Below are 21,742 nucleotides of genomic sequence, written 5' to 3' on the forward strand. Positions count from 1 at the left end.
CGGGTTCAGCCGAGCAGCTTCTGCCGCAGCGCGTCGTCCTTCTCGAGCACCATCTGCTCGAGGCCGGCCTGGAAGCGTTCCATCTGCTCACGCAGCGCCGGATCGGAGGCGCCGAGGATGCGGGCGGCGAGCAGGCCGGCGTTGCGGGCTCCGCCGATCGACACGGTCGCGACGGGAACACCGGCAGGCATCTGCACGATCGACAGCAGCGAATCCATGCCGTCGAGGTACTTGAGCGGCACCGGGACACCGATCACGGGCAGCGCCGTCGCGGAGGCCACCATGCCCGGCAGGTGCGCGGCGCCACCGGCACCCGCGATGATCACCTTGATGCCGCGACCGGCCGCCGACTTCGCGTAGTCGAGCATGCGCTGCGGGGTGCGGTGCGCCGAGACGACCCCGACCTCGAATCGGATCCCGAACTCGGCCAGCGCCTCCGCTGCGGCCTCCATCGTCGGCCAATCCGAGTCGCTGCCCATGATCAGGCCGACCTGTGCGCCCTGCGCCACGTCACTCACCCTGCTCTCCCGTGTGTTCGTTCCAACCGTCGGTCCATACGCCGTGCGAGAGCCAGTGCGCGGCCCGTTCGGCACGCTCGCGGACCGCCGCCACGTACTGCGGATCGGTGATGGATCCGGACGGGTCGCCGAGCACGTTGACGTGCCCGATCTTGCGGTCCTTGCGTTCACCCTTGCCGTACAGGTGCACACGCACGTCGGGCATCCGCGCGAACAGATGGTGCAGGCGCTCGTCCATGCTCATCTCCGGCGCCTCTGGCGCGCCGAGCACGTTCGCCATCACCGTGACCGGGGCGAGCGGCGTGGTGTCGCCGAGCGGATAGTCCAGGACCGCGCGCAGGTGCTGCTCGAACTGTCCGGTGCGGGCACCGTCCATACCCCAGTGGCCCGAGTTGTGCGGACGCATCGCCAGTTCGTTGACGACGAGTTCGCCGCCCTCCGTCTCGAACAGTTCGACGGCCATCACGCCCACGACGCCGAGTTCCCCGGCGATGCGCAACGCGAGCTGCTCGGCCGCCGTCTCCACGTCCTCCGGCAGGTCCGGGGCGGGTGCGATGACGACCGCGCACTGCCCGTCGCGCTGCACCGTCTCGACGACCGGCCACGACGCGCCCTGCCCGAACGGGGACCGGGCGACCATCGCGGACAGCTCGCGGCGCCACGACACCTTCTCCTCGGCCAGCAACGGCACCCCGGCGGCGAGCCGATCCTCGACGACGGCCTCGAGTTCCTGCTGATCGTCGAGGATCCACACGCCACGGCCGTCGTACCCGCCGCGGGCAGCCTTGAGCACATAGGGCCAGCCCAGCTTCTCGCGCGCGGCCTTCGCATCGGCGACGGACCGGATGACCGCGAACTTCGGCATCGGGACGCCCAGGTCACCGAGCCGCTCACGCATGGCGATCTTGTCCTGCGCGTAGATCAGGGCCTGCGGCGGCGGGAGCACGTTGACGCCCTCGGCCTGCAGCACCTTCAGGTGCTCGGTGGGAACGCCCTCGTGGTCGAAGGTCAGGGCGTGTGCGCCGATCGCGGCGCTGCGCAGTGCCTCGAGATCGTTGTGGCTGCCGAGCACCACGTCGGGGCTGACGCGGGCGGCGGGTTCGTCCGCGCTGCCCGCCAGGACCCGCAGGGTCTGGCCGAGGGCGATCGCGGCCTGATGGGTCATCCGGGCGAGCTGGCCGCCGCCGATCATCGTCACGACGGGCATTCCGCCGGTCAGCGCGCGGGGGGTGTCGGATCTGGGGGGCGAATCAGGTCTACCGGTCACGACTGTCCATGGTGTCACATCGGAAGACCGGCACTGCTGCACCGTGCGCGTGCACGCTGTCACAGCGTGTGAGGCGCCCGACACATTCCTGTGCTAATACTGAAAATTTCATCCGGATGCGAAAGTCTGCGATCCGGTTTCGTAGACTTGTCCGAGTGTCTTTCGTCGATGTCGCCATGAACCGCGTTCCCCAGCCGCTGCGAGGCCTGCTCCTGCGGCACAGCGAGCTGGTCAAGTTCGCCATCGTCGGCGGCACGACCTTCGTCATCGACTCGGGCATCTTCTACACCCTCAAGCTGACAGTGCTGGAGGAGAAGCCGGTGACGGCCAAGATCATCGCCGGCATCATCGCGGTGATCTGCTCCTACATCTTCAACCGCGAATGGTCGTTCAAGAACCGCGGTGGCCGTGAACGTGCCCACGAGGCGTTCCTGTTCTTCTTCGTCAGCGGCATCGGTGTCGTACTCAGCTTCATCCCGCTGTGGATCTCGAGCTACGTGTTCGGGCTGCGGGTACCCGAGGTGAGCCTGACGGTCGAGAACATCGCCGACTTCATCAGCGCCTACATCATCGGGAACCTGCTGCAGATGGCGTTCCGCTTCTACTGCTTCAAGCGGTTCGTCTTCCCCGAGGAAACCGGCCCCGACGCCGAACTCGGCGAGCTCGCCGAGGAACAGATCGGACGCTGACCCACCCGCTGCTGCCGGCACACCGGTTCAGCGAGGCTCCCGACTCGCATCCGAGGTCCCGTGCCCGCGGTCCCGGGACGTGCCGAGGAACAACGCGAACAGCGCCGGCCTCCGCCGTTGCAGTTCGAGCCGGCCGCCGTCGGCGGAGACCAGCGCGCGGGCGAGCGCCAGCCCCACCCCCGTCGATCCGCTACCGGAGAACCCGCGATCGAAGATGTGCGGGGCGAGTTCGTCGCTGACACCCTCCCCCTCGTCGGTCACTTCCACACACACCGTGTCGTCGCCCGCCCGCCGCACCGAGACCGTGCAGGTCCCGCCGCCGTGGACCAGCGCGTTGTCGACCAGCACGGCCACGGCCTCACGCAGGCGCGAGCCGGTCACGGTCGAGCGCAACGCCGGGTTGCCCCGCAACACCAGATCGCGTCCGGCCTCCCGGAACGGTCCGCGCCAATCCGCGATGACCCCCGACATCTCCCCCACCACCGACACCTCGGTGCGCAGGGCGGAGCCGCTGTCGCGGGACTGTCGCACCAGATCGTCGATCGCGGCGGTGAGCCGGTCCACCTGGGCCATGGCGGCCTCGGCTTCCTCCACGACCGCAGGATCGGAGTGCGTGGACAGTTCGTCGAGCCGCAACCGCACCGCGGTCAACCGCGAACGCAGCTGGTGCGACACGTCACCGACGAGCATGTGCTCGCGCTGCAGGCGCCCCGCGATCTCCACCGCGGCGGCATCGAGCACGTCGGAAACCCGATCGAGCTCCGGGATACGGTGCCGTCGCGGATCCGGCCGGAAGTCGCCCTGGGTCAGTCGCGCCGCGCGTGCGGCGACGTCGCGCAGCGGATCGGACAGGCGCCGCGCGGTGACGACGGCGACGATCGCGCCGGCTACCACGGTCAACAAGACGATCGTGGCCACGGCCGCCAGGACCTGCCGTTGCACGGTGCGCACGCCCGCCGACGGCGCCTCCAGCCGCAACGACCCGGATGTGCCCAGCGACAGGGACTCCAGGATCGGCGCCGAGACTGCCGGAGCGCCGATGTCGAGACGGGCAGCGGCGTCCTCCGGGGTCGGATAGACGATCACCAGGCGGCCGCCGTCGGGCACGAGCAGACGCATCGAACTCGTGTCGAGGCCGCCGGCGATCACCCCCTCCGCGCCTTCCTGGGCGATGATCTCGGAGGCCATCAGCTCCAGCCGTCCCTGCAGATCCCGGCGCATGGTGTCCTCGACGAACAGGTACGCGGTGTAGGCGAGCGGAAGGCCGAGCAACAGCGCGACGAGCAGCACCACGGCGAGAACCGCGATGAGAATGCGACGACGCACGAGCGGCCCCGGCTAGTCGGTGTTCACTCGGAAACCGACACCGCGGACGGTCGCGATGCGGCGTTCCCCGGCCGGCCCCTCGTCGCCGATCTTCCGGCGCAGCCACGACATGTGCATGTCCAGAGTCTTGGAACCACGCAGGTCGACGTCTCCCCACACCTCCTGGAGGATCGCGTCCCGCGAGACGACCTGCCCGGCGTGTTCGAGCAACACCCGCAGCAGCTCGTACTCCTTGTTGGCGAGGACGACCTCGGAACCGTCGACGAGCACGCGCCGCGCGGCGCGTTCGAGCCGGATCCCGGCGACCTCGACCACGTCGTCGGTGTCACCGCCGCCCCGGCGGCGCAGCAACGCCCGCACACGCGCCATCAGTTCGGCGAGGCGGAACGGTTTGCCGACGTAGTCGTCGGCGCCCGCGTCGAGACCGACGACGAAATCGACCTCGTCGGTGCGAGCGGTGAGCATGAGTACGGCCAGGTCGGAGCGGTTGGTCCGGATCTGCCGGCACACCTCGAGACCGTCCATACCGGGCAGTCCGAGGTCGAGGATCAGCAGCTCGTACCGGCCGGACAGGGCCTCTTCCAGTGCGGCGGGGCCTTCCTGGGCGATCGTCACCTCGTACCCCTCGCGACCGAGGGCTCGCGAGAGGGGCGCGGCGATGGCTTCGTCGTCTTCGGCGAGCAGGACAGCGGTCACGGAACCAGGGTACGGATCCGCCGGGGGCGCTGTCCGAATTACCACGCTTTGCGGCCGGTGCCCCCACCCGAGTCGTCACGTCCCCGGTCGTCACCGCCCCGATCGTCGCGGTACTCGCCGGTCCCGTAACCGCCCCTGTCGGCGCTGCTGTCGAACGCCTGCCGGTAGAGCAGCGTGTGCACGGTCTGCACGTCGGGGATGTCGTCGAATTCGAGCGGATCGTCGGCCGCGGAGACGATCACCAGGGTGCCGGTACGCAGCATGCGGTCCACGATGCCGTGCCGGAACTGCACGTTGCTGATGCGACCCATCGGAATGTCGATGCCGGTGTGGGTGATCACGCCCTGCCGCACGAGGACCCGCCGATCGGTGACGATGAAGTGCGTCGTGAGCCACCGCACGAGGGGCGCGACACAACGCCAGCCGACGAGAACGACCCACAACACCAGGACCGCGACGGTCAGGACACCGGCCGCGGCGCCTTCGAGGCGCGTACCGGCGACACCGAGCAGGAAGCCCGCGACCGCGGTGGTCAGCAGGAAGATCGCGGTGGGGACGATGAGCATCTTCCAATGCGGATGCCGGTGCAGCAGCAGCTCTTCGTCGACGGCGAGTGCGTCCTCGGGGTAGCCCATGCCGCCGAGGATCGCACGTCGTGCGACCGGAGGTCAGCCCACGGGTCGCAGATGGGTGATGTCGCCCGCCGCGATCGCCACCGGGTCGCCGTCGCGGTCGGGACGGACGACGATCCGACCCTGCTCGTCGATGTCGACGGCGACGCCGTGCAGTTCGGTGTCGCCGGGCAGGACCGCCCGCACCCGCTGTCCGACGGTGCTGCACCGTTCGCGGTAGGCGTCGGCGAGTGCCGCGGTGTCCCAGTCGTGGTCGTGCCACCGGCGCATCCGCTCGGCCAGGTTGGTCAGCAGCACCTGCGCGAGGCGGGTGCGGTCGAGGTCGGTGGCTCCCGCCAGCATCAGCGACGTCGCGGTCGGCACCGGCAGTTCCTCCTCGGCCAGCGAGACGTTGAGGCCGATGCCGACGACGACCGCGGGGACGGGTGCGGTCGCGGCGATCTCGACGAGGATTCCGGCGACCTTGCGGCCGTCGACGAGCACGTCGTTGGGCCATTTCAGTTCGGCGGGCACGCCGGTGACCGAACGGACGGTGTCGACGGTCGCAATTCCGGCGAGCAGCGGCAGCCAGCCGAGGTCGGCGAGGTCCACCCCGGGCAGGGTGACGAGTACGGAGGCGATCACCTGCGCGTTCGGAGTGCCCTCGAACCGGCGCGAGTGCCGTCCGCGGCCGCCGGACTGGAATTCGGCGAGCAGCGCGCGCGGCGCGTCGCCTTCACCTGCGACGGCGAGCAGATCGGCGTTGGTCGATCCGGTTTCCTCGACGACGTCGAGCCGCCGGTAGAACGCGGCGGGTCCGGTGGCCGTGACCAGGGCGTCGCGCAGGTGCTCGACGTCGAGTGGGGCGCGCAGCGCGGCCGGATCTGTCGAGGCGGGACGAGGGGATTGCGGGTCCGGGGACATGCTCACAGCCTAGGGCCGGATGGCGCCGCGCCGGTGCTGCGAAAACGTACTGGCCGGTAGCTTCAGTTCAATGATTCAACACAACCGGGAGTCGATTCGGAGCCCTAGTATGACGCTCGCTAAGCTGACTGGCCATGACCACTGTCCAGGAGCCGTCCGCGCCCGAGGCGGCGAGTACGCCCGATATCCACACCACCGCCGGCAAGCTGGCAGACCTGCGCAATCGTCAGGCCCAGGCCCACGCCCCGAGCGGTGAGGCTGCCATCGAGAAGGTCCACGCGAAGGGCAAGCTCACCGCCCGCGAGCGTATCCACGCTCTGCTCGACGAGGGCTCGTTCGTCGAACTCGACGCCCTCGCACGGCACCGCAGCACCAACTTCGGCCTGGCCGACAACCGTCCCGTCGGCGACGGTGTCGTCACCGGCTACGGCACCATCGACGGTCGCGACGTGTGCGTGTTCTCCCAGGACGCGACGGTCTTCGGCGGCAGCCTCGGTGAGGTCTACGGCGAGAAGATCGTCAAGGTCATGGACCTGGCCCTGCGCACGGGCCGTCCCCTGATCGGCATCAACGAGGGCGCCGGCGCCCGCATCCAGGAAGGCGTCGTCTCGCTCGGCCTGTACGGCGAGATCTTCCACCGCAACGTGCAGGCCTCCGGCGTGATCCCGCAGATCTCGCTGATCATGGGTCCCGCCGCCGGTGGTCACGTGTACTCCCCCGCCCTGACCGACTTCGTGGTGATGGTCGACCAGACCAGCCAGATGTTCGTCACCGGTCCCGACGTCATCAAGACCGTCACCGGCGAGGACGTCACCATGGAGGACCTCGGTGGCGCGCACACCCACATGGTCAAGTCGGGTGTCGCCCACTACGTCGCCGACGGCGAACAGGACGCCCTCGACTACGTCAAGGACCTGCTGTCCTACCTGCCGTCGAACAACCAGGCCGCGGCTCCGCGCCTGGCCCCGACCGACCCGATCCTCGGGTCCATCGAGGACTCGCTCACCGACGAGGACCTCGAGCTCGACACGATCATCCCGGACTCGGCGAACCAGCCGTACGACATGCACGAGATCATTCGTCGGCTGCTCGACGACGACGAGTTCCTCGAGGTGCAGGCCGAGCGCGCCGCCAACGTCATCGTCGGTTTCGGCCGCATCGACGGCCGCAGCGTCGGCATCGTCGCGAACCAGCCCACCCAGTTCGCCGGCTGCCTCGACATCGACGCCTCCGAGAAGGCGGCCCGGTTCGTGCGGACCTGCGACGCGTTCAACGTGCCGATCATCACCCTGGTCGACGTCCCGGGCTTCCTGCCGGGTACCGAGCAGGAATACAACGGCATCATCCGCCGCGGCGCCAAGCTGCTGTACGCGTACGGTGAGGCCACCGTCGGCAAGATCACCGTCATCACCCGCAAGGCCTACGGCGGCGCGTACGACGTCATGGGTTCCAAGCACATGGGTGCCGACGTGAACCTGGCGTGGCCGACCGCGCAGATCGCCGTCATGGGTGCCTCCGGCGCCGTCGGCTTCGTCTACCGCAAGCGCCTTCTCGAAGCCGCCAAGAACGGCGAGGACGTCGATGCGCTGCGCCTCGAACTGCAGAACGAGTACGAGGACACCCTGGTGAACCCGTACGTCGCGGCCGAGCGCGGATACGTCGACGCGGTCATCCCGCCGTCGCACACCCGCGGCCAGATCGTGTCCGCATTGCGACTGCTCGAGCGCAAGATGGTTTCGCTTCCGCCGAAGAAGCATGGGAACATTCCGCTGTGACCGCCGTGACGGAGGAAAAGATCATCACCGACATCGACTCGACCGAAGCATCCGACGCCCCTCTCGAGGACGTCGTGGTCGAAGCTGCCGGTGAGAACTCGGCACCGGAGCCCGTGACTGCCGAGGCGGTCGTCGAGACCGCGGCTGCCCTGCGCATCGTGAAGGGCAACCCGACCGACGAGGACATCGCCGCGCTCGTGTGCGTGCTCGCCGCGGCTTCCTCGGGCGCCGAATCCGAAGGCGACGGCCGACCCGCGGAGACGTGGGGCGACCCGACCCGGATGCATCGCCAGTGGGCGCCGTTCTCGCCGTATTCGTACCCGAACCTCGGCTGAGATGACCCGATTGGTGCTCGCGTCGGCGTCGCCGGCACGGCTGTCCGTGCTGCGCGCCGCCGGCGTGGAACCGCTCGTGCTGGTGTCGGGGGTCGACGAGGACGCGATCGTCGCGTCGCTCGGCCCCGACACCGCGCCCGAGGTCGTGGTCACCGAACTCGCCCGCGCCAAGGCCGCCGACGTGGTGCCCCGGCTGAGCGGTGACGGCGTGGACGACGCAGTGGTCGTCGGGTGCGATTCGATGCTGCACATCGACGGACGGTTGCAGGGCAAGCCCGGCACCGCCGAGGTCGCGCGGGCCCGCTGGCGCTCGATGGCCGGCCGCAGCGCCGACCTGCTCACCGGACACAGCCTGCTGCGGGTCCGCGACGGTGAGATCGTCGCGGAAGCCTCCGCGCACAGCGGCACGACCGTCTATTTCGGCACCCCCACCGACGACGAACTCGAGGCCTACCTCGCGAGCGGCGAACCCCTCCAGGTCGCGGGTGCCTTCACCCTCGACAGCCTCGGTGGCTGGTTCATCGAGCGTCTCGAAGGCGACCCGTCGTCGGTCATCGGCATCGGCCTGCCGCTCGTTCGGCGGCTCCTCGGCGAGGTCGGAGTTTCCGTCGCCGACCTCTGGTCCACGTCCGCGAAGTCGACGGGAACCGTCACCCGATAGCGAAGGGCCGCCGGACCCCGCGTTCCAACGACCGCGCCATCCCCTCGGCCTTGTTCTTGGCCCGCTCGGCGTGAACTCCTGCGAACAGCTCGTCGACCGTCCCGACCCACAGTTCGAGCCACCGTTCGAACCGTGCCGGGGTGAGACCGTGGTGCGCGTGCAGCGCCCGGTGCACCGGCAGGAAGTTGCCCTCGTACCGCGTTGTGCGGAAGAGGATCTGTTCCCAGAAGTCACCGACGACGAGCAGGTGCTCGTCGAGACCGACGATCGCGAGCACCTCGAACACCGGCGCGAGCGTCGGATCGGTGAGGGCGCGTTCGTAGAACCTGCGGACGAGCCGGTCGATGTCGGCGCGATCGGACACGTCGAAGACCGGGGCGCCACTGGAAATCACATCCACCGAACCTACCGCCTAGTATTGACGGCGCACCTGCCACCACTGCCTCAGGAGCCCTCTGTGCCCGTCGAGCCCGACGCCAATCCCTCATTCGCCGCATACGCCGACCCCACTCGCCTGGTGTCGACGGAATGGCTGTCCGCCCACCTCGGACATCCCGAGGTGAAGGTCGTCGAATCCGACGAGGACGTGCTGCTCTACGACGTCGGCCACATTCCCGGCGCCGTGAAGATCGACTGGCATCTGGACCTGAACGATCCGGTCACCCGCGACTACATCGACGGTGTCGCGTTCGCCGACCTGATGAACCGCAAGGGCATTCGCCGCACCGACACCGTCGTGATCTACGGCGACAAGTCGAACTGGTGGGCCGCCTACGCGCTGTGGGTCTTCACGCTGTTCGGCCACGAGGACGTGCGCCTGCTCGACGGCGGCCGCGACGCGTGGATCTCCGAGAACCGCGACACAACCTTCGACGTCCCGTCCACCACCACGACCGGATACCCGGTGGTTGCGCGCAACGACGCCCCGATCCGGGCCTTCAAGGACGAGGTGCTCGCAGCCCTCGGCACGTCTCCGCTGGTGGACGTGCGCTCGCCGCAGGAGTACACCGGCGAGCGCACCCACATGCCGGACTACCCGGAGGAAGGTGCCCTGCGCGGCGGCCACATCCCCACCGCGGTGTCCATCCCGTGGGCGAAGGCCGCGGCGCCGGACGGCCGGTTCCGTTCCCGCGCCGAACTCGACGAGATCTACGCGGACATCCCCCGCGACGCGGATGTGATCGCCTACTGCCGCATCGGCGAGCGGTCCAGCCACACGTGGTTCGTGCTCACACACCTGCTCGGCTACCAGAACGTCCGCAACTACGACGGTTCGTGGACGGAGTGGGGCAACGCGGTGCGCGTGCCGATCGTCAAGGGCGAAGAGCCCGGGGAAGCGCCCGCCCGATGAGCCTGCCCTCCGCGCTCGCCGAGATCGTCGACGACTTCGCCGCCGTCACCGGTCAGGACAAGCTGCAGCTGCTCCTCGAGTTCAGCCGGGAGCTTCCGCCCCTCCCGGCCGAACTCGAGGAAGCCGCGATGGAACCGGTGCCCGAGTGCCAGTCGCCGTTGTTCCTGTCCGTCGACTCGTCGGAGCGTGATCGGGTGCGGCTGCATTTCAGTGCTCCGCCGGAGGCGCCGACCACGCGGGGGTTCGCATCGATCCTGCATCAGGGCCTCGACGGGCTCAGCGCACAGGAGATCCTCGATGTGCCGGACGACTTCTACTCGGCGCTCGGACTGGCCGATGTGGTGAGTCCGCTGCGGCTGCGCGGCATGAGCGCGATGCTCGCCCGGATCAAGCGGCATCTTCGGGCCTGACCTCGCCGGAGGCGCTGTCCCGACCTCGCCGGGGGTGGCTGTGCAGTCTCGGCTACCGGCCGGTAACGTTGCGGGGTTCGATCTTGCTCGTAGTGTGTAGGGGCTATCCGGTTACATCGTCTATCGGATTGACGCCTACACTCTCCGTGACGGCAATAACCTAACGATCGATCAACAGGAGGCTCCGTGCCCAGTCATGCCAGCGCGCACATCACGAAAGTGCTCGTCGCCAACCGCGGCGAGATCGCTGTGCGGGTCATCCGAGCTGCCAAGGACGCCGGTTACGGCAGCGTAGCCGTCTACGCCGAGCCCGACGCCGACGCGCAGTTCGTGAAGCTCGCCGACGAGGCGTTCGCGCTCGGCGGCCAGACGTCGGCCGAGTCCTACCTGGTCTTCGACAAGATCCTCGACGCCGCGAAGAAGTCGGGCGCCGACGCGATCCACCCCGGCTACGGCTTCCTGTCCGAGAACGCCGACTTCGCCCAGGCCGTGATCGATGCCGGCCTGATCTGGATCGGCCCCTCGCCGCAGTCCATCCGCGACCTCGGCGACAAGGTCACCGCCCGCCACATCGCCGAGCGCGCCAACGCGCCGATGGCCGCGGGCACCAAGGACCCGGTCAAGAACGCCGACGAGGTCGTCGAGTTCGCCAAGCAGTACGGCGTGCCGGTCGCGATCAAGGCGGCCTTCGGTGGCGGCGGTCGCGGCATGAAGGTCGCGCAGACCATCGAGGAGATCCCCGAGCTGTTCGAGTCGGCCACCCGCGAGGCGATCGCCGCCTTCGGCCGCGGCGAGTGCTTCGTCGAGCAGTACCTGGACAAGGCCCGCCACGTCGAGGCGCAGGTCATCGCCGACCAGCACGGCAACGTCGTCGTCGCCGGCACCCGCGACTGCTCGCTGCAGCGCCGCTTCCAGAAGCTCGTCGAGGAGGCGCCCGCGCCGTTCCTGACCGACGAGCAGCGCAAGCGCATCCACGAGTCCGCCAAGGCCATCTGCCGCGAGGCCGGTTACTACGGCGCCGGCACCGTCGAGTACCTGGTGCAGGGCGACACGGTGTCGTTCCTCGAGGTCAACACCCGCCTGCAGGTCGAGCACCCGGTCACCGAAGAGACCGCCGGCATCGACCTCGTGCGTCAGCAGTTCCGCATCGCCAACGGCGAAGAACTCGAGATCAAGGAAGACCCGACGCCGCGCGGCCACTCCTTCGAGTTCCGCATCAACGGTGAGGACGCCGGTCGCGGCTTCCTCCCCGCCCCCGGCCCGATCGCCGTCTACAAGGAGCCCTCGGGCCCGGGCGTGCGCGTCGACTCCGGCGTCGTGCAGGGTGACGTCATCGGCGGCCAGTTCGACTCGATGCTCGCCAAGCTGATCGTCACCGGCGAGACCCGCGAGCAGGCGCTGCAGCGCGCTCGCCGCGCCCTCGCCGAGTTCGAGGTCGACGGCCTCGCCACGGTCATCCCGTTCCACCGGCACATCGTCGAGAACCCGGCCTTCGTGGGTGACGGCGAGAAGTTCGACGTCTACACCAAGTGGATCGAAACCGAGTGGGAGAACACCATCGAGCCCTACGCGGGTGCCGGTGCCGTCGACGACGAGGACGAGGCTCTGCCGCGTCAGAACGTCGTCGTCGAGGTCGGTGGCCGTCGCGTCGAGGTGTCGCTGCCCGGCCAGTTCTCGCTCGGCGGTGGCGGCGGCGCGGCCGGTGCCATCCGCAAGAAGCCGAAGGCCCGCAAGCGTGGCGGCGCCCACGGCGGCAAGGCGTCCGGCGACGCCGTGACCGCGCCGATGCAGGGCACCGTCGTCAAGGTCGCGGTCACCGAGGGCCAGGAGGTCGCCGAGGGCGATCTGATCGCCGTCCTCGAGGCCATGAAGATGGAGAACCCCGTCACCGCGCACAAGGCCGGCGTCGTGACCGGCCTGGCCGTCGAGCCGGGTGCTGCCATCACTCAGGGAACGGTGCTCGCCGAGCTCAAGTGATGTTCTGACCAACGGGGCGTGCCCCGGGCGGATCCGACGATCCGCCCGGGGCACGCCCCGTTTCGGCTCTCGAATCGGCTGCGCCCCCGTTCGAACACATGTACTATTCGAACATGAGTTCGACAGCAGAGGTTCATACGGTGGAGCGCCCCACCGTGGACGAACTCTGCGCACTCGACGTCGACCGCCTCTCCGACGAGAACATCGCCTCGACACTCCGCACCGTCGAACGCCTCCGCCGCCGACTCGACGGCCTCGACGCGCGACTGGTCGCCCAGGTCGAACAGCGCGGACTCGAGAACGCCGTGAAGCTGTCCACGCCCCAGAAATACCTGGTCGAACTCCTGCACCTGTCCCGCGCCGACGCGGTTCGGCGCGTCAAGAACGCCCGCCTCCTCGCACCCCGCACGACTCCCAGCGGCACCGCCCTCGCCCCGATCCTGCAGGTCACGGCCGCTGCCGTTGCCGACGGTGACGCGTCCGCCGCGCACGTCGATGCCATCCGCAAGGTGACCGAGAAGATTCCGGGGCGGTTCGGGAACGACGTCGTCGAGACCGTCGACCGCATCCTCGGCACCCTCGCCCGGACCGCGACCCCCGACGACATCACCACCGCCGGCATCGACCTGCTCGCCCGACTGGACCCCGACGGCAACCCACCGGACGACCGCGACCGCAAGGCTCGCCGCTCCCTGCGACTCGCACCGCAATCGGCCGATCTGATGTCCCGCCTGCACGGCGACCTGCATCCGGCCACCCGAGCCAAACTCGACGCCATCCTCGCCACCTGGGCCCGACCGGGCATGAACAACCCCGACGACCCCGACTCACCTGCCGGCAGCATCGACCGGCCCGACCTCGACCCCGCCGTTCTCGATCGGGCGGCCCGCCGCGACCGGCGCACTCCCGACCAACGCCTCCACGACGCCTTCGACGCACTCTGCACCCACGCACTGGCCTCCGGCGCTCTCGGCCGACACCGCGGCCTGCCGGTCACCGTCGTCGTCACCATGACCCTGCACCAACTCGAACGGGCCACCGGCCTCGCCACCACCGCCACCGGCGGGGTCGTGCCCGTCACCGATGCCCTCGCCATGGCCGAGCACGCCCATCCGGTCCTTGCACTTTTCGACCACGCCGGCGCTCCCCTGCATTTCGGACGGTCCAGACGCCTCGCCACCGCCGACCAGCGCCTGTTGCTCACCGCATGGCAACGCGGCTGTACCCGGCCCGGTTGCGATGCTCCCGCCTCGCACTGCGCCGTTCACCACCTGACCGAATGGCAACACGGCGGCGGCACCGACATCGACAACCTCGCGCTGGTATGCGACGCCGACCACGCACGCGTCACCGACTCCGGGTGGCGCACCACCGCCGATCCCCACGGCCACCGCCCTCTGTGGACCGCACCGCACCTCCTCGATCCCACCCGCACACCCCGGCGCAACCATCGCCATCACCCCCACGAGCTCGTCACCCACGCGATCCTGAACGCGTCCCCGCCCCGTCGCAGGCGCGGCCCGGCAGCACCGACGCGTTGCCGGGATCGGAACGGCTCCGACTCGGCGGAGGATCATCACCCACGAACGGAGCGCAGTTCGTAGCGTTCCGGGGCAGATTTCCGCGAACGCTCGAGACTAGGGTGGATATATGGCCGAGCCGCACGAGATACGCATCGGCACCGCCGAACGCGAGCAGGCGCAGCGTCTGCTCGGAGAACACTTCGCTGCCGGACGGCTCACCCTCACAGAGTTCGAGGAACGGTCCGGACGCATCGAAGCGGCGACGACACGCGGCGAGCTGGTGGCCCCGTTCTCCGATCTGCCCCTCATCGAACCGGCACGACGGCAACGGCGCGGACGGGGACTGGTTCTCGGCCTGCTGCCGCTGGCCCTGTTCGCGGTGTTCGTCGTGGCGGACCGGTTCGGCATCGGTCTGTGGCTGCCCGCGGTCGCAGCAGTTGCCGCCGCGGGGACGGCGATGTTCGTCGGCCGGTCCCGTCCCGAAGACCCGGCACCCGGGTCCGCGCGTCTCCTGCCCGCACGCCTTCTCGACGAGACCACTCCGGCTCCCCCCTACAACCGCGAAACCCGTCCCCGCACAGCCCCTTCGGGCGCCGCGGTGCTCGACGTGCTCACCCTCTTGCCGATCGGGCTGGTGGCCGCGGTGTCGATGGTGGCGATCCGCTTCCCGCTCGTCATGGTGATCTGCGCCGTCGTGCTCGTCGCGGTCGTGGTGAAGGCATATCGGATCATGACCGGAGGACCCGGCTTCGGCCCGTGAGACCGGCCACGCGGCGCCAACTTCGGGCAACTAGTCTGTGGGCATGTCCGATACACCCGAGGTTCGCATCGGCACCGCCGAACGCGAGCGTGCGCTGCAGTTGCTCGGTGAACATTTCGCAGCCGGACGACTCACCCTCGCCGAGTTCGAAGAACGCAGCGGCAAGGCCTCGGCAGCGACGACCCGCAGCGACCTCGACGCCCTGTTCACCGATCTGCCGACGGAAACGGCGAACGTCCCTGCTCCGGCAGCCGAGACTGCCCCGGCCAAGCGTGGACTGCCGGACCGGTGGCGCGACGTGGTCGCGGGCGTGACACCTGCCGTCGCGCTCGTCCTGTTCTTCCTTACTCACAGCTGGCTGTGGTTCCTGCTCATCCCCGTCGTCAGCGTCGTCCTGTATGCGGGGCTCGATCAGAACGACCGTTCGCGTGACCGCAAGCGCGACAGAAAGAATCGCAAGGACAGGGGCGACGCCTGATGGAACCGGTCGAGATCAACGCAGGCAACTGGTATCTGCTCGCCGAGGACACCGAGTCCTGGAACGCCGACACCCGGTACCGCTGGTCGGTGCGCGAGGCGACGACCGCGGAATCGGTTGCGGACGTGACACTGATGCCGGACGGGACGTTGACCGGCACCGCCCGCGACGGCGAGGACGCCGCGCTGACCGCCGCGCGCCGCGCGGTACGCGGATTCGCCGAGGCCGCACTCGGTCTGACCGTCCGGGACGCCTGACCGGTGCCCACGCTCACGTGGCGGCGCACGCTGCCTCTCGTGCTGGCGACGGTCGTGGTTACCGCGATGCTCCTGTCCCCCGGAGGCACCGCACCGGAAGGCCCGCCGCACGCCGACAAGGTCACGCACGCAGTCTTCTTCGCGACCCTCGCCTACTGCTCGCTGTATGCACGGATCCCCGTCGCCTGGACGATCGGCTGGCTCGCCGCGTACGGCGTGCTGACCGAGATCCTGCAGGAAATGGTTGCGGTGCGTCGCTCGGGGTCGGTCTGGGACTGGTGCGCCGACCTGGTCGGTGTGCTCGTCGGTCTCGCGGTGTTCACTGCGGTACGCCGTCGCACCCGAACCGCGCGCTGACGGATCGGGTTCGACGACCCCCTGCACCCGGACGAGACACTGCGCCTACGTCATTCGCCGCGTACGGTCTCCGTACGTTCCGTGTCGACCAGCCGGGTCCGCAATGCCTGGAGGGTGTCGTCGTCGAGACCGAGTCCTTCCGCGAAGTACTGCTCGATCGTCCCGTAGCGGTTGGTGACCTCGTCGAGCGACGCCTCGAGATAGTTGCGCTGCACACCGAGGAGTGGGCGCAGCACGTTCGGATCCCCGCCGAGTTCGCGGAACTTCGTGAACACCGGCTCGAACGTGGGGAGCAGCAGATCGTTGGTGCGCAGATAGTCGGCGAACACGTCGTCCTCGCCGGCGCCGGCGAACAGCAGCAGCGACGCGGCCGCCCATCCGGTCCGGTCCTTCCCCGCACTGCAGTGCACGAGTGCCGGAACCTCGCCGTGCGCGATTCCGGTCGCCAAACGTCGATAGGACGCGGCAGCGCTGGGCATGGAGACGAAGTCCCGGTAGCTGCCCAGCAGGTAGTTCTCGGCGCGACCGTCCGACAACTCCTTCGCGACAACCTCGGGGTTCGCGACGAGTTCGGGCAGTGCGGCGGCGATGGAGGCGTCCTCGCGATCGGCGAAGACGTCGAGCCCGACGTGGACGGCACCCTCGGGCAGACGGTCGGGGCGCCGTTCCATCTCGGCGGCGGTCCGCAGGTCGAAGACAGTGGTGATCTGCAGGGCGTCGAGCGTCTCACGGTCGGTGTCGGTGAGTCGGCTCAGATCGGTGGAGCGGAACACCACTCCGGTGCGGACCACGCCGCCGAACCGGCTCGCACACCCGCCGATGTCCCGCAGGTTGGCGAGCGACGGTATCGCGAACGTCGTGTCCTCGCCCGCGCCTTCTCCCACTGTTTCTGTCATGTACGACAAACTACGCGGCCGGGCGACGGACTGCGGCACAGCCCGGGTGACACCGTTACCCGGTGAGCGGACGGCAATCGGCGGTGCATCCCGGGTTCTGCGGCGGGGTCTCCGGCGTCGCCGGCCGGTGCAGCACGGCCGAGGTCGGCCGGACCCGCAGCGCGTCGCCGTCGAGGACGGCTTCACCGTCGACGATCAGCGAGTACCCGCCCGGTTCGGCGGGTGGGTGCACGAGGGACACGACCGGGTGCACACCGATGTTCGCGGTGGTGCGCCGGCCGGGTTCGCCGACGGTCAGATCGGTGCCGTTCCACACCGCCGTCACCGCGACCGCGTGCGGTCTGAAGTCGGCGCCGGTGGTCAGCAGGTAGGCGTATCCGAAGTCCGCGAGTGCCGCGTCGAGGGCGGCGAGATCGACTTTGATGCTCACGGCACCGAGCGTGCGCGGGATCGAACATCCGGTCAAGCGCAGCCGCCCCCATGTGGTGCGCTTGGGGGCGGCTCGAGACCGATGTTGTTTGCGAATTCTGCGGGAAAGTCGCAAACAACCCCGGTCTCGACCGTCCCCGCTACGGTTCGATATCCGACGCTCGCGCTTCGTCGAGTGCTTCTTCGAGGATCACCACCCTGCGGTAGAGCGCTTGGATGGCGGCCATGCACACGCCGTTGGCGTCCACGAGTGCAATCCTCCGATTCGAGTGCCCGAGCCCGAACGCAGCCGCGAAATCCTGCGCCATCGGCCCGAGATGCCGAACCGAGCTGTGGTCGAACCCGTAGGTCCACACGCTCAGCGGCAATTCGCTGAGGCGCACGAGAATTTCGTCCGCACCGACCGGTATCTGCGCCTGAAGCCCACGTCGGCGGGTCAGGGCGGAATGCATCCAGGCGATCGGGTGCCTGGTGCGTCCCGACAGTCGGGCTCGCCGCTGCCCCCGGGCGGTGGAAATCCACCGCCCGGGGAGCTCGGGTAGCCCGCCGTCGACATCCGTCCGACCGTACTGTGCCGAAGCCTTGCCGGCTCGTGCGGTGTCCATGCTGACAGCCGACAGTTCCACCAGGTTCTCCCTGCCTACTGCCCGAGGGCCTGAACATCGTGCTTGATATTTGCGTCGCTGCTGAAGATCATGAGCCACACGGTGCTGATCACATTTGCGATGAGCGCTTCCAACATTTCTTTCTCCCTTGCTCTTGCGGCGCTTCCGCTACCGCGGTCGTTCCGGTGATTCCGGCTACGACGAGAACTCTCCGCTGATGAGCGCCTCGGCGAATCCGTGCTGACCCGGCATTTCCACCCAGTGCCGGCACGGATTCCGGTTCCGTGCCTGCACGGTGGTGCCCGTAATCGGGCCGGGAGGACACTGAGAAGGTTCGGTGAGGAGATGCGATGGTGCGTCGTCGAGCAATCCCGGTCCTGATCGCCCTGGCCGCCGTTCTCGCCGCGGCCGTGGTGGCGTCCGTGGACTGGTCCCCCGCCGCGCGGCACGATCCGGCGCGTGCATTGCTCCTCGGACCGCGCGAATCGTTCGCTGCCGCGGAGGGCCCGTTCCTGCCGGTGTTCGGCACCACCGAGCTGATCCTGTTCCTGGGTGCCGGCATGGCGTTCGTGGTGTCCGGTGCCGTCGCGTGGCAGTTCCGTCCGCACGACCTGACGGGTCCGCTGATCCTGGCGGCGGGCCTGCTGTGGCTGCTCGGCGGGCTGCGTCGCTCCAGCAATCCGGTTCTGTTCACGATCGGGGTCGTGGCGACGAACCTGTATCTGCCGCTGTTGCTGCAGGCGGTGATCGGATTCCCTACCGGCCGGCTGCACCATCGCTGGGAGAAATGGTTCATCGGCGCGACCTGGTTCCTCGCGACAGTCGGCGTGATGACGGAGTGGATGTTCGTCGATCCCCGAGCGACCGTCACGCTGGTCCCGTCGACATCCACGAATCTGCTGCTGATCCGGCACGATCCCCGGTTGGCGGACCCCATCCAACTGGTGGTCGGCGCCGGTGCACTGGTGCTGGTCGCCGTCGTCGTCGCCGTTGTGACGGTGCGCTGGCGGCGCGGAACACCGGCCTATCGAGCGGGGTTCGCGCCGCTCGCGATCGCCTACGCGATCGCCGGGCTCGTGACGGTGGCGATTCTGTCCACCGCGATCCGGGTGCCCGGCTCCCCCTACATCTGGATCCTGAATCTGCGTTATCCCGGCGCCGCGCTGTTCCCGCTGGCCGTCGCGATCGGGTTGGTGCGCTACCGGCTGGCACGGGCGGCGATCAGCGACGCGATGGTCGAGATCGGCGACGTGCCACTCGATGTCGGCTTCGTGGATGCGCTGCGGCGCGCGGTGCGCGACCCCAGCCTGGTGCTGTGGACGTACTCACCCGAGGACCGCTGCTATCTCGACGCGGACGGAATCCCGCGGGAGCTGCCTCGCCATTCCCGGACGCGGGCGGCGACGATCGTCGAGCGTGAGGGCCGGCCTGTCGGTGCGCTCGTCTACGACGCGACGTTGGAAGCGCAACCGGAGTTGCTCGCGGCCGTGCGGAGTGCCGCGATCGTCGCGTTGGATCACGAGCGTCTTCGGGACTCGTTGCGCGAACAGCTCGAGGAGGTGCGGCGGTCCCGGGAGAGGATCGTGGCGGCCGGCGACATGCAACGAAAGCGTCTCGAACGCGACCTGCACGACGGCGCGCAACAGCGCCTGGTTGCGGCGTCGTTGCTGTTGCGCCGCGCGCAGCGCGCCGACGACGAGATGGATCTGCGCAAGTTGCTCGGTGACGGGGTCGCCGAGCTCGACAATGCCCTGGCCGAACTGCGGGAACTGGCCCGCGGCGTGTATCCGCCGGTACTGACCGAGCGTGGCCTGGTGGTGGCGCTGAAGTCGCTGGCCGAGCGGGCGCCGCTCCCCGTCCGCATGGAGGATCGGATAGGGACACGGCTGCCGCCCGCGATCGAGTTGGCCGTGTATCTGATCACCGCCGAGGCGGTCACGAATGCGGCGAAGCATTCTGGTGCGTCGGTGGTCGACATCGAACTGGACCGGGACGACGAGCGGATGACGCTGACGGTCCGTGACGACGGTTGCGGCGGAGCGAAACCGACCGCGGGCAGCGGACTCGACGGGTTGGCCGATCGTGCAGCCGCGCTCGGCGGAGATCTGGTGTTGGACAGCCCACCGGACCGGGGCACGACCATCACGGTGACCCTGCCGCTCGGCACCGTCCCGGCCACCTGACCGGACGCACGATCGACGGACGCGCGATCGGTCCAGCCGGTTCCGCTGCCGGACCGGATGGCGTTCAATGGATTCTGGGTCCTCCTCAGGGAGTGCGGGCAGTGGACGAACAGGATGAACTCGGTCCGGGCACGGTCTTCGCGGGATACACGATCGAGCGCCTGCTCGGCATCGGCGGTATGGGCCGCGTATATCTCGCTGTGCATCCGCATCTGCCACGCAAGGTCGCGTTGAAGGTGCTGCATCCGGGGCTGACGTCGGACGACTACGTCGCGTCGCGGTTCGAGCGGGAGGCAGCGCATGTCACGCGGCTCGAACATCCCAACATCGTGCAGATCTACGACCGCGGGCGCGAGCACGGGCGTTTGTGGATCACGATGCAGTACGTTCCCGGTGTCACGGCCGCGGACCTGATCGCGGCGGGACCGGTCCCGGTGGGGCGGGCCGTGCACATCATCTCCGAAACGGCGAAGGCTCTCGATTTCGCGCATCGGACGGGTGTGCTGCATCGCGATGTGAAGCCGGCGAACATTCTCATCGCCGACCCGATCGCCGAGGACGAGCCGGAGCGGGTGCTGCTCACCGATTTCGGTATCGCGAAGGCGCTCGACGAGACGGGGCGGCTGACGCGCACGGGAATGTTCGCGGCGAGCCTGCAGAACGCCGCGCCGGAACAGTTCGACACCGCGGTCGTCCTCGACCATCGGGCGGACCAGTATTCGCTGGGATGCACGTTCTACCACCTGCTCACCGGCCGGCCCCCGTACCCCGGTGAGACATTGCCGCAGCTGTGGCACGGTCACGCCCGGAGCCCGATCCCGCGTCCGAGCGAGGCTCGTCCGGATGTCCCGGTCGCACTGGACGCGGTCGTCGCACGGGTACTCGCGAAGGATCGGGCGGATCGGTACCCGTCGTGCCGCGCGTTCGCCGACGCGGCGCGGGCGGCGATCGAGACCGACGGCAGCGCCGGCGCACGAACGCAGATCTGGCGCGAACCCGACCGCGCGGAGCTGCGGCGCTCCGGGCCCCGCGAACGCCGGTCGTGTCCGCTGCGGGTGGTCCTCGCCGACGACTCGGTGCTCCTGCGGGAAGGCATCCGCAGCCTGCTCGGCGACGAGGGCCTCGAGGTGGTGGGTGAGGCCGGCGATGCGTCCGATCTGCTCGCGCTCGTCGCGCAGGCCCGTCCCGACGTCGCGGTCGTCGACATCCGGATGCCGCCGACGCACACGGTCGAGGGCATCGATGCGGCCCGGACGATCCGCTCCGAGTTCCCCGAGACGTCGGTGCTGTTGTTGTCGCAGTACGTCGAATCCGAATACGTGATGGATCTGTTGACGAACGGGGCCGGTGGGCTGGGCTATCTGCTCAAGGACCGGGTCGCCGACATCGACGAGTTCATCGACACCCTGCATCGGGTCGCCGACGGCGGGTCGGCGATCGACCCGAGTGTGGTGAGCCGGATGGTGTCCCGCCCGCACCCCGGCAGGCGGCCCATCGACGACCTGTCGACCCGCGAACGGGAGGTGCTCGCGCTCATGGCCGAGGGTCGCTCGAACCGCGCGATCGGCGCCACGCTGTTCCTCGGGGAACGGACCGTGGAGGCGCACATTCGGTCGATCTTCCTCAAGCTCGGCCTGCATCCGGAGCCGGAGGCCCACCGCCGGGTGCTCGCGGTCCTCGAACATCTCGAGGCGAACTCCTCGTGACGGGAGAC

At 69.0% G+C, this 21,742-nt stretch carries 23 protein-coding genes and 1 pseudogene; 14 read left to right on the top strand and 10 right to left on the bottom strand.

What is annotated here, in order from left to right; translation table 11 throughout:
• Window positions 1-5: 5 nt before the first annotated feature.
• Together purE and ACWDUD_RS05605 are read right to left on the bottom strand one after the other, a co-directional pair.
• Window positions 6-518: a 5-(carboxyamino)imidazole ribonucleotide mutase gene (purE, locus tag ACWDUD_RS05600; RefSeq protein WP_197253073.1), complete on the bottom strand. Its 513-nt coding sequence runs from the start codon at window positions 516-518 to the stop codon at window positions 6-8.
• On the bottom strand, window positions 511-1,785 hold the full coding sequence (locus ACWDUD_RS05605; protein WP_307846320.1) for a 5-(carboxyamino)imidazole ribonucleotide synthase: 1,275 nt from the start codon (window positions 1,783-1,785) through the stop codon (window positions 511-513). The genes purE and ACWDUD_RS05605 overlap by 8 nt, the downstream gene beginning before the upstream one ends.
• Before the next feature lie 176 nt (window positions 1,786-1,961).
• On the opposite strand from ACWDUD_RS05605, the pseudogene ACWDUD_RS05610 reads away from it, so the two are divergent.
• Window positions 1,962-2,441, top strand: a pseudogene (locus ACWDUD_RS05610) (GtrA family protein); the annotation flags it as partial.
• A gap of 60 nt (window positions 2,442-2,501) precedes the next feature.
• On the opposite strand, the gene ACWDUD_RS05615 reads toward ACWDUD_RS05610, so the two are convergent.
• From ACWDUD_RS05615 to ACWDUD_RS05630, 4 genes are read right to left on the bottom strand one after another with little or no spacing between them, the layout of a single operon-like run.
• The gene (locus ACWDUD_RS05615) at window positions 2,502-3,800 is read right to left on the bottom strand and encodes a sensor histidine kinase (protein ID WP_248673252.1); all 1,299 of its coding nucleotides are present in this window, start codon (window positions 3,798-3,800) and stop codon (window positions 2,502-2,504) included.
• Window positions 3,801-3,812: 12 nt separating this feature from the next.
• Window positions 3,813-4,496: a response regulator transcription factor gene (locus ACWDUD_RS05620; protein WP_197253070.1), complete on the bottom strand. Its 684-nt coding sequence runs from the start codon at window positions 4,494-4,496 to the stop codon at window positions 3,813-3,815.
• Window positions 4,497-4,534: 38 nt separating this feature from the next.
• Window positions 4,535-5,131: a PH domain-containing protein gene (locus ACWDUD_RS05625; RefSeq protein WP_197253069.1), complete on the bottom strand. Its 597-nt coding sequence runs from the start codon at window positions 5,129-5,131 to the stop codon at window positions 4,535-4,537.
• A gap of 33 nt (window positions 5,132-5,164) precedes the next feature.
• On the bottom strand, window positions 5,165-6,031 hold the full coding sequence (locus ACWDUD_RS05630; RefSeq protein WP_450108618.1) for a biotin--[acetyl-CoA-carboxylase] ligase: 867 nt from the start codon (window positions 6,029-6,031) through the stop codon (window positions 5,165-5,167).
• A 134-nt stretch (window positions 6,032-6,165) separates the two neighbouring features.
• Here ACWDUD_RS05630 and ACWDUD_RS05635 point away from each other — a divergent pair, with 134 nt between their 5' ends.
• Genes ACWDUD_RS05635 through ACWDUD_RS05645 form a run of 3 tightly spaced genes read left to right on the top strand, consistent with a single transcriptional unit; the run spans window position 6,166 to window position 8,802 of the window.
• Window positions 6,166-7,806: an acyl-CoA carboxylase subunit beta gene (locus tag ACWDUD_RS05635; protein WP_197253067.1), complete on the top strand. Its 1,641-nt coding sequence runs from the start codon at window positions 6,166-6,168 to the stop codon at window positions 7,804-7,806.
• Window positions 7,803-8,141, top strand: coding sequence for an acyl-CoA carboxylase subunit epsilon (locus tag ACWDUD_RS05640; protein WP_197253066.1), 339 nt, complete (start codon window positions 7,803-7,805; stop codon window positions 8,139-8,141). The genes ACWDUD_RS05635 and ACWDUD_RS05640 overlap by 4 nt, the downstream gene beginning before the upstream one ends.
• 1 nt (window position 8,142) lies before the next feature.
• Window positions 8,143-8,802: a Maf family protein gene (locus ACWDUD_RS05645; protein WP_450108619.1), complete on the top strand. Its 660-nt coding sequence runs from the start codon at window positions 8,143-8,145 to the stop codon at window positions 8,800-8,802.
• On the opposite strand, the gene ACWDUD_RS05650 is transcribed toward ACWDUD_RS05645, so the two are convergent.
• On the bottom strand, window positions 8,792-9,196 hold the full coding sequence (locus tag ACWDUD_RS05650; RefSeq protein ID WP_450108620.1) for a group III truncated hemoglobin: 405 nt from the start codon (window positions 9,194-9,196) through the stop codon (window positions 8,792-8,794). The two genes, ACWDUD_RS05645 and ACWDUD_RS05650, sit on opposite strands and share 11 nt — an antisense overlap.
• A gap of 63 nt (window positions 9,197-9,259) precedes the next feature.
• On the opposite strand from ACWDUD_RS05650, the gene ACWDUD_RS05655 reads away from it, so the two are divergent.
• The 8 genes from ACWDUD_RS05655 to ACWDUD_RS05690 all read left to right on the top strand — a co-directional run bounded on the left by ACWDUD_RS05655 (window position 9,260) and on the right by ACWDUD_RS05690 (window position 15,915).
• Window positions 9,260-10,153 carry a sulfurtransferase gene (locus ACWDUD_RS05655; RefSeq protein WP_450108621.1) on the top strand — a complete coding sequence of 298 codons (894 nt, stop codon included), beginning with the start codon at window positions 9,260-9,262 and terminating at the stop codon, window positions 10,151-10,153.
• Window positions 10,150-10,563, top strand: coding sequence for a SufE family protein (locus ACWDUD_RS05660; RefSeq protein WP_248673249.1), 414 nt, complete (start codon window positions 10,150-10,152; stop codon window positions 10,561-10,563). Before ACWDUD_RS05655 ends, ACWDUD_RS05660 begins: the two co-directional genes overlap by 4 nt.
• Window positions 10,564-10,749: 186 nt before the next feature.
• Window positions 10,750-12,540, top strand: coding sequence for an acetyl/propionyl/methylcrotonyl-CoA carboxylase subunit alpha (locus ACWDUD_RS05665; protein ID WP_450108622.1), 1,791 nt, complete (start codon window positions 10,750-10,752; stop codon window positions 12,538-12,540).
• 113 nt (window positions 12,541-12,653) lie between these two features.
• Entirely contained in the window at window positions 12,654-14,144 is a 1,491-nt protein-coding gene (locus ACWDUD_RS05670) for a DUF222 domain-containing protein (protein WP_450108623.1), read from the top strand.
• A gap of 46 nt (window positions 14,145-14,190) precedes the next feature.
• Window positions 14,191-14,823: a DUF1707 SHOCT-like domain-containing protein gene (locus ACWDUD_RS05675; protein ID WP_450108624.1), complete on the top strand. Its 633-nt coding sequence runs from the start codon at window positions 14,191-14,193 to the stop codon at window positions 14,821-14,823.
• Between the two features lie 43 nt (window positions 14,824-14,866).
• Entirely contained in the window at window positions 14,867-15,301 is a 435-nt protein-coding gene (locus ACWDUD_RS05680) for a DUF1707 SHOCT-like domain-containing protein (RefSeq protein WP_450108625.1), read from the top strand.
• Window positions 15,301-15,558, top strand: coding sequence for a hypothetical protein (locus ACWDUD_RS05685; protein ID WP_197253794.1), 258 nt, complete (start codon window positions 15,301-15,303; stop codon window positions 15,556-15,558). The genes ACWDUD_RS05680 and ACWDUD_RS05685 overlap by 1 nt, the downstream gene beginning before the upstream one ends.
• A 66-nt stretch (window positions 15,559-15,624) precedes the next feature.
• Entirely contained in the window at window positions 15,625-15,915 is a 291-nt protein-coding gene (locus ACWDUD_RS05690) for a VanZ family protein (RefSeq protein ID WP_450108692.1), read from the top strand.
• Window positions 15,916-15,965: 50 nt separating this feature from the next.
• Here ACWDUD_RS05690 and ACWDUD_RS05695 read toward each other — a convergent pair whose 3' ends face one another.
• The 3 genes from ACWDUD_RS05695 to ACWDUD_RS05705 all read right to left on the bottom strand — a co-directional run bounded on the left by ACWDUD_RS05695 (window position 15,966) and on the right by ACWDUD_RS05705 (window position 17,692).
• Entirely contained in the window at window positions 15,966-16,811 is an 846-nt protein-coding gene (locus ACWDUD_RS05695) for a tyrosine-protein phosphatase (protein ID WP_450108626.1), read from the bottom strand.
• Window positions 16,812-16,866: 55 nt separating this feature from the next.
• A complete protein-coding gene (locus ACWDUD_RS05700; RefSeq protein ID WP_420750741.1) occupies window positions 16,867-17,241 on the bottom strand; it encodes a pyridoxamine 5'-phosphate oxidase family protein in 375 nt (124 codons plus the stop codon).
• 139 nt (window positions 17,242-17,380) lie between these two features.
• A complete protein-coding gene (locus ACWDUD_RS05705; protein WP_450108627.1) occupies window positions 17,381-17,692 on the bottom strand; it encodes a tail fiber domain-containing protein in 312 nt (103 codons plus the stop codon).
• Window positions 17,693-18,195: 503 nt separating this feature from the next.
• Here ACWDUD_RS05705 and ACWDUD_RS05710 point away from each other — a divergent pair.
• The gene (locus ACWDUD_RS05710; RefSeq protein ID WP_450108628.1) at window positions 18,196-20,028 is read left to right on the top strand and encodes an ATP-binding protein; all 1,833 of its coding nucleotides are present in this window, start codon (window positions 18,196-18,198) and stop codon (window positions 20,026-20,028) included.
• 101 nt (window positions 20,029-20,129) lie between these two features.
• Window positions 20,130-21,734, top strand: coding sequence for a protein kinase domain-containing protein (locus tag ACWDUD_RS05715; protein ID WP_450108629.1), 1,605 nt, complete (start codon window positions 20,130-20,132; stop codon window positions 21,732-21,734).
• The last annotated feature ends 8 nt before the right edge of the window (window positions 21,735-21,742 follow it).

This window comes from Rhodococcus sp. NPDC003382, assembly GCF_053589135.1.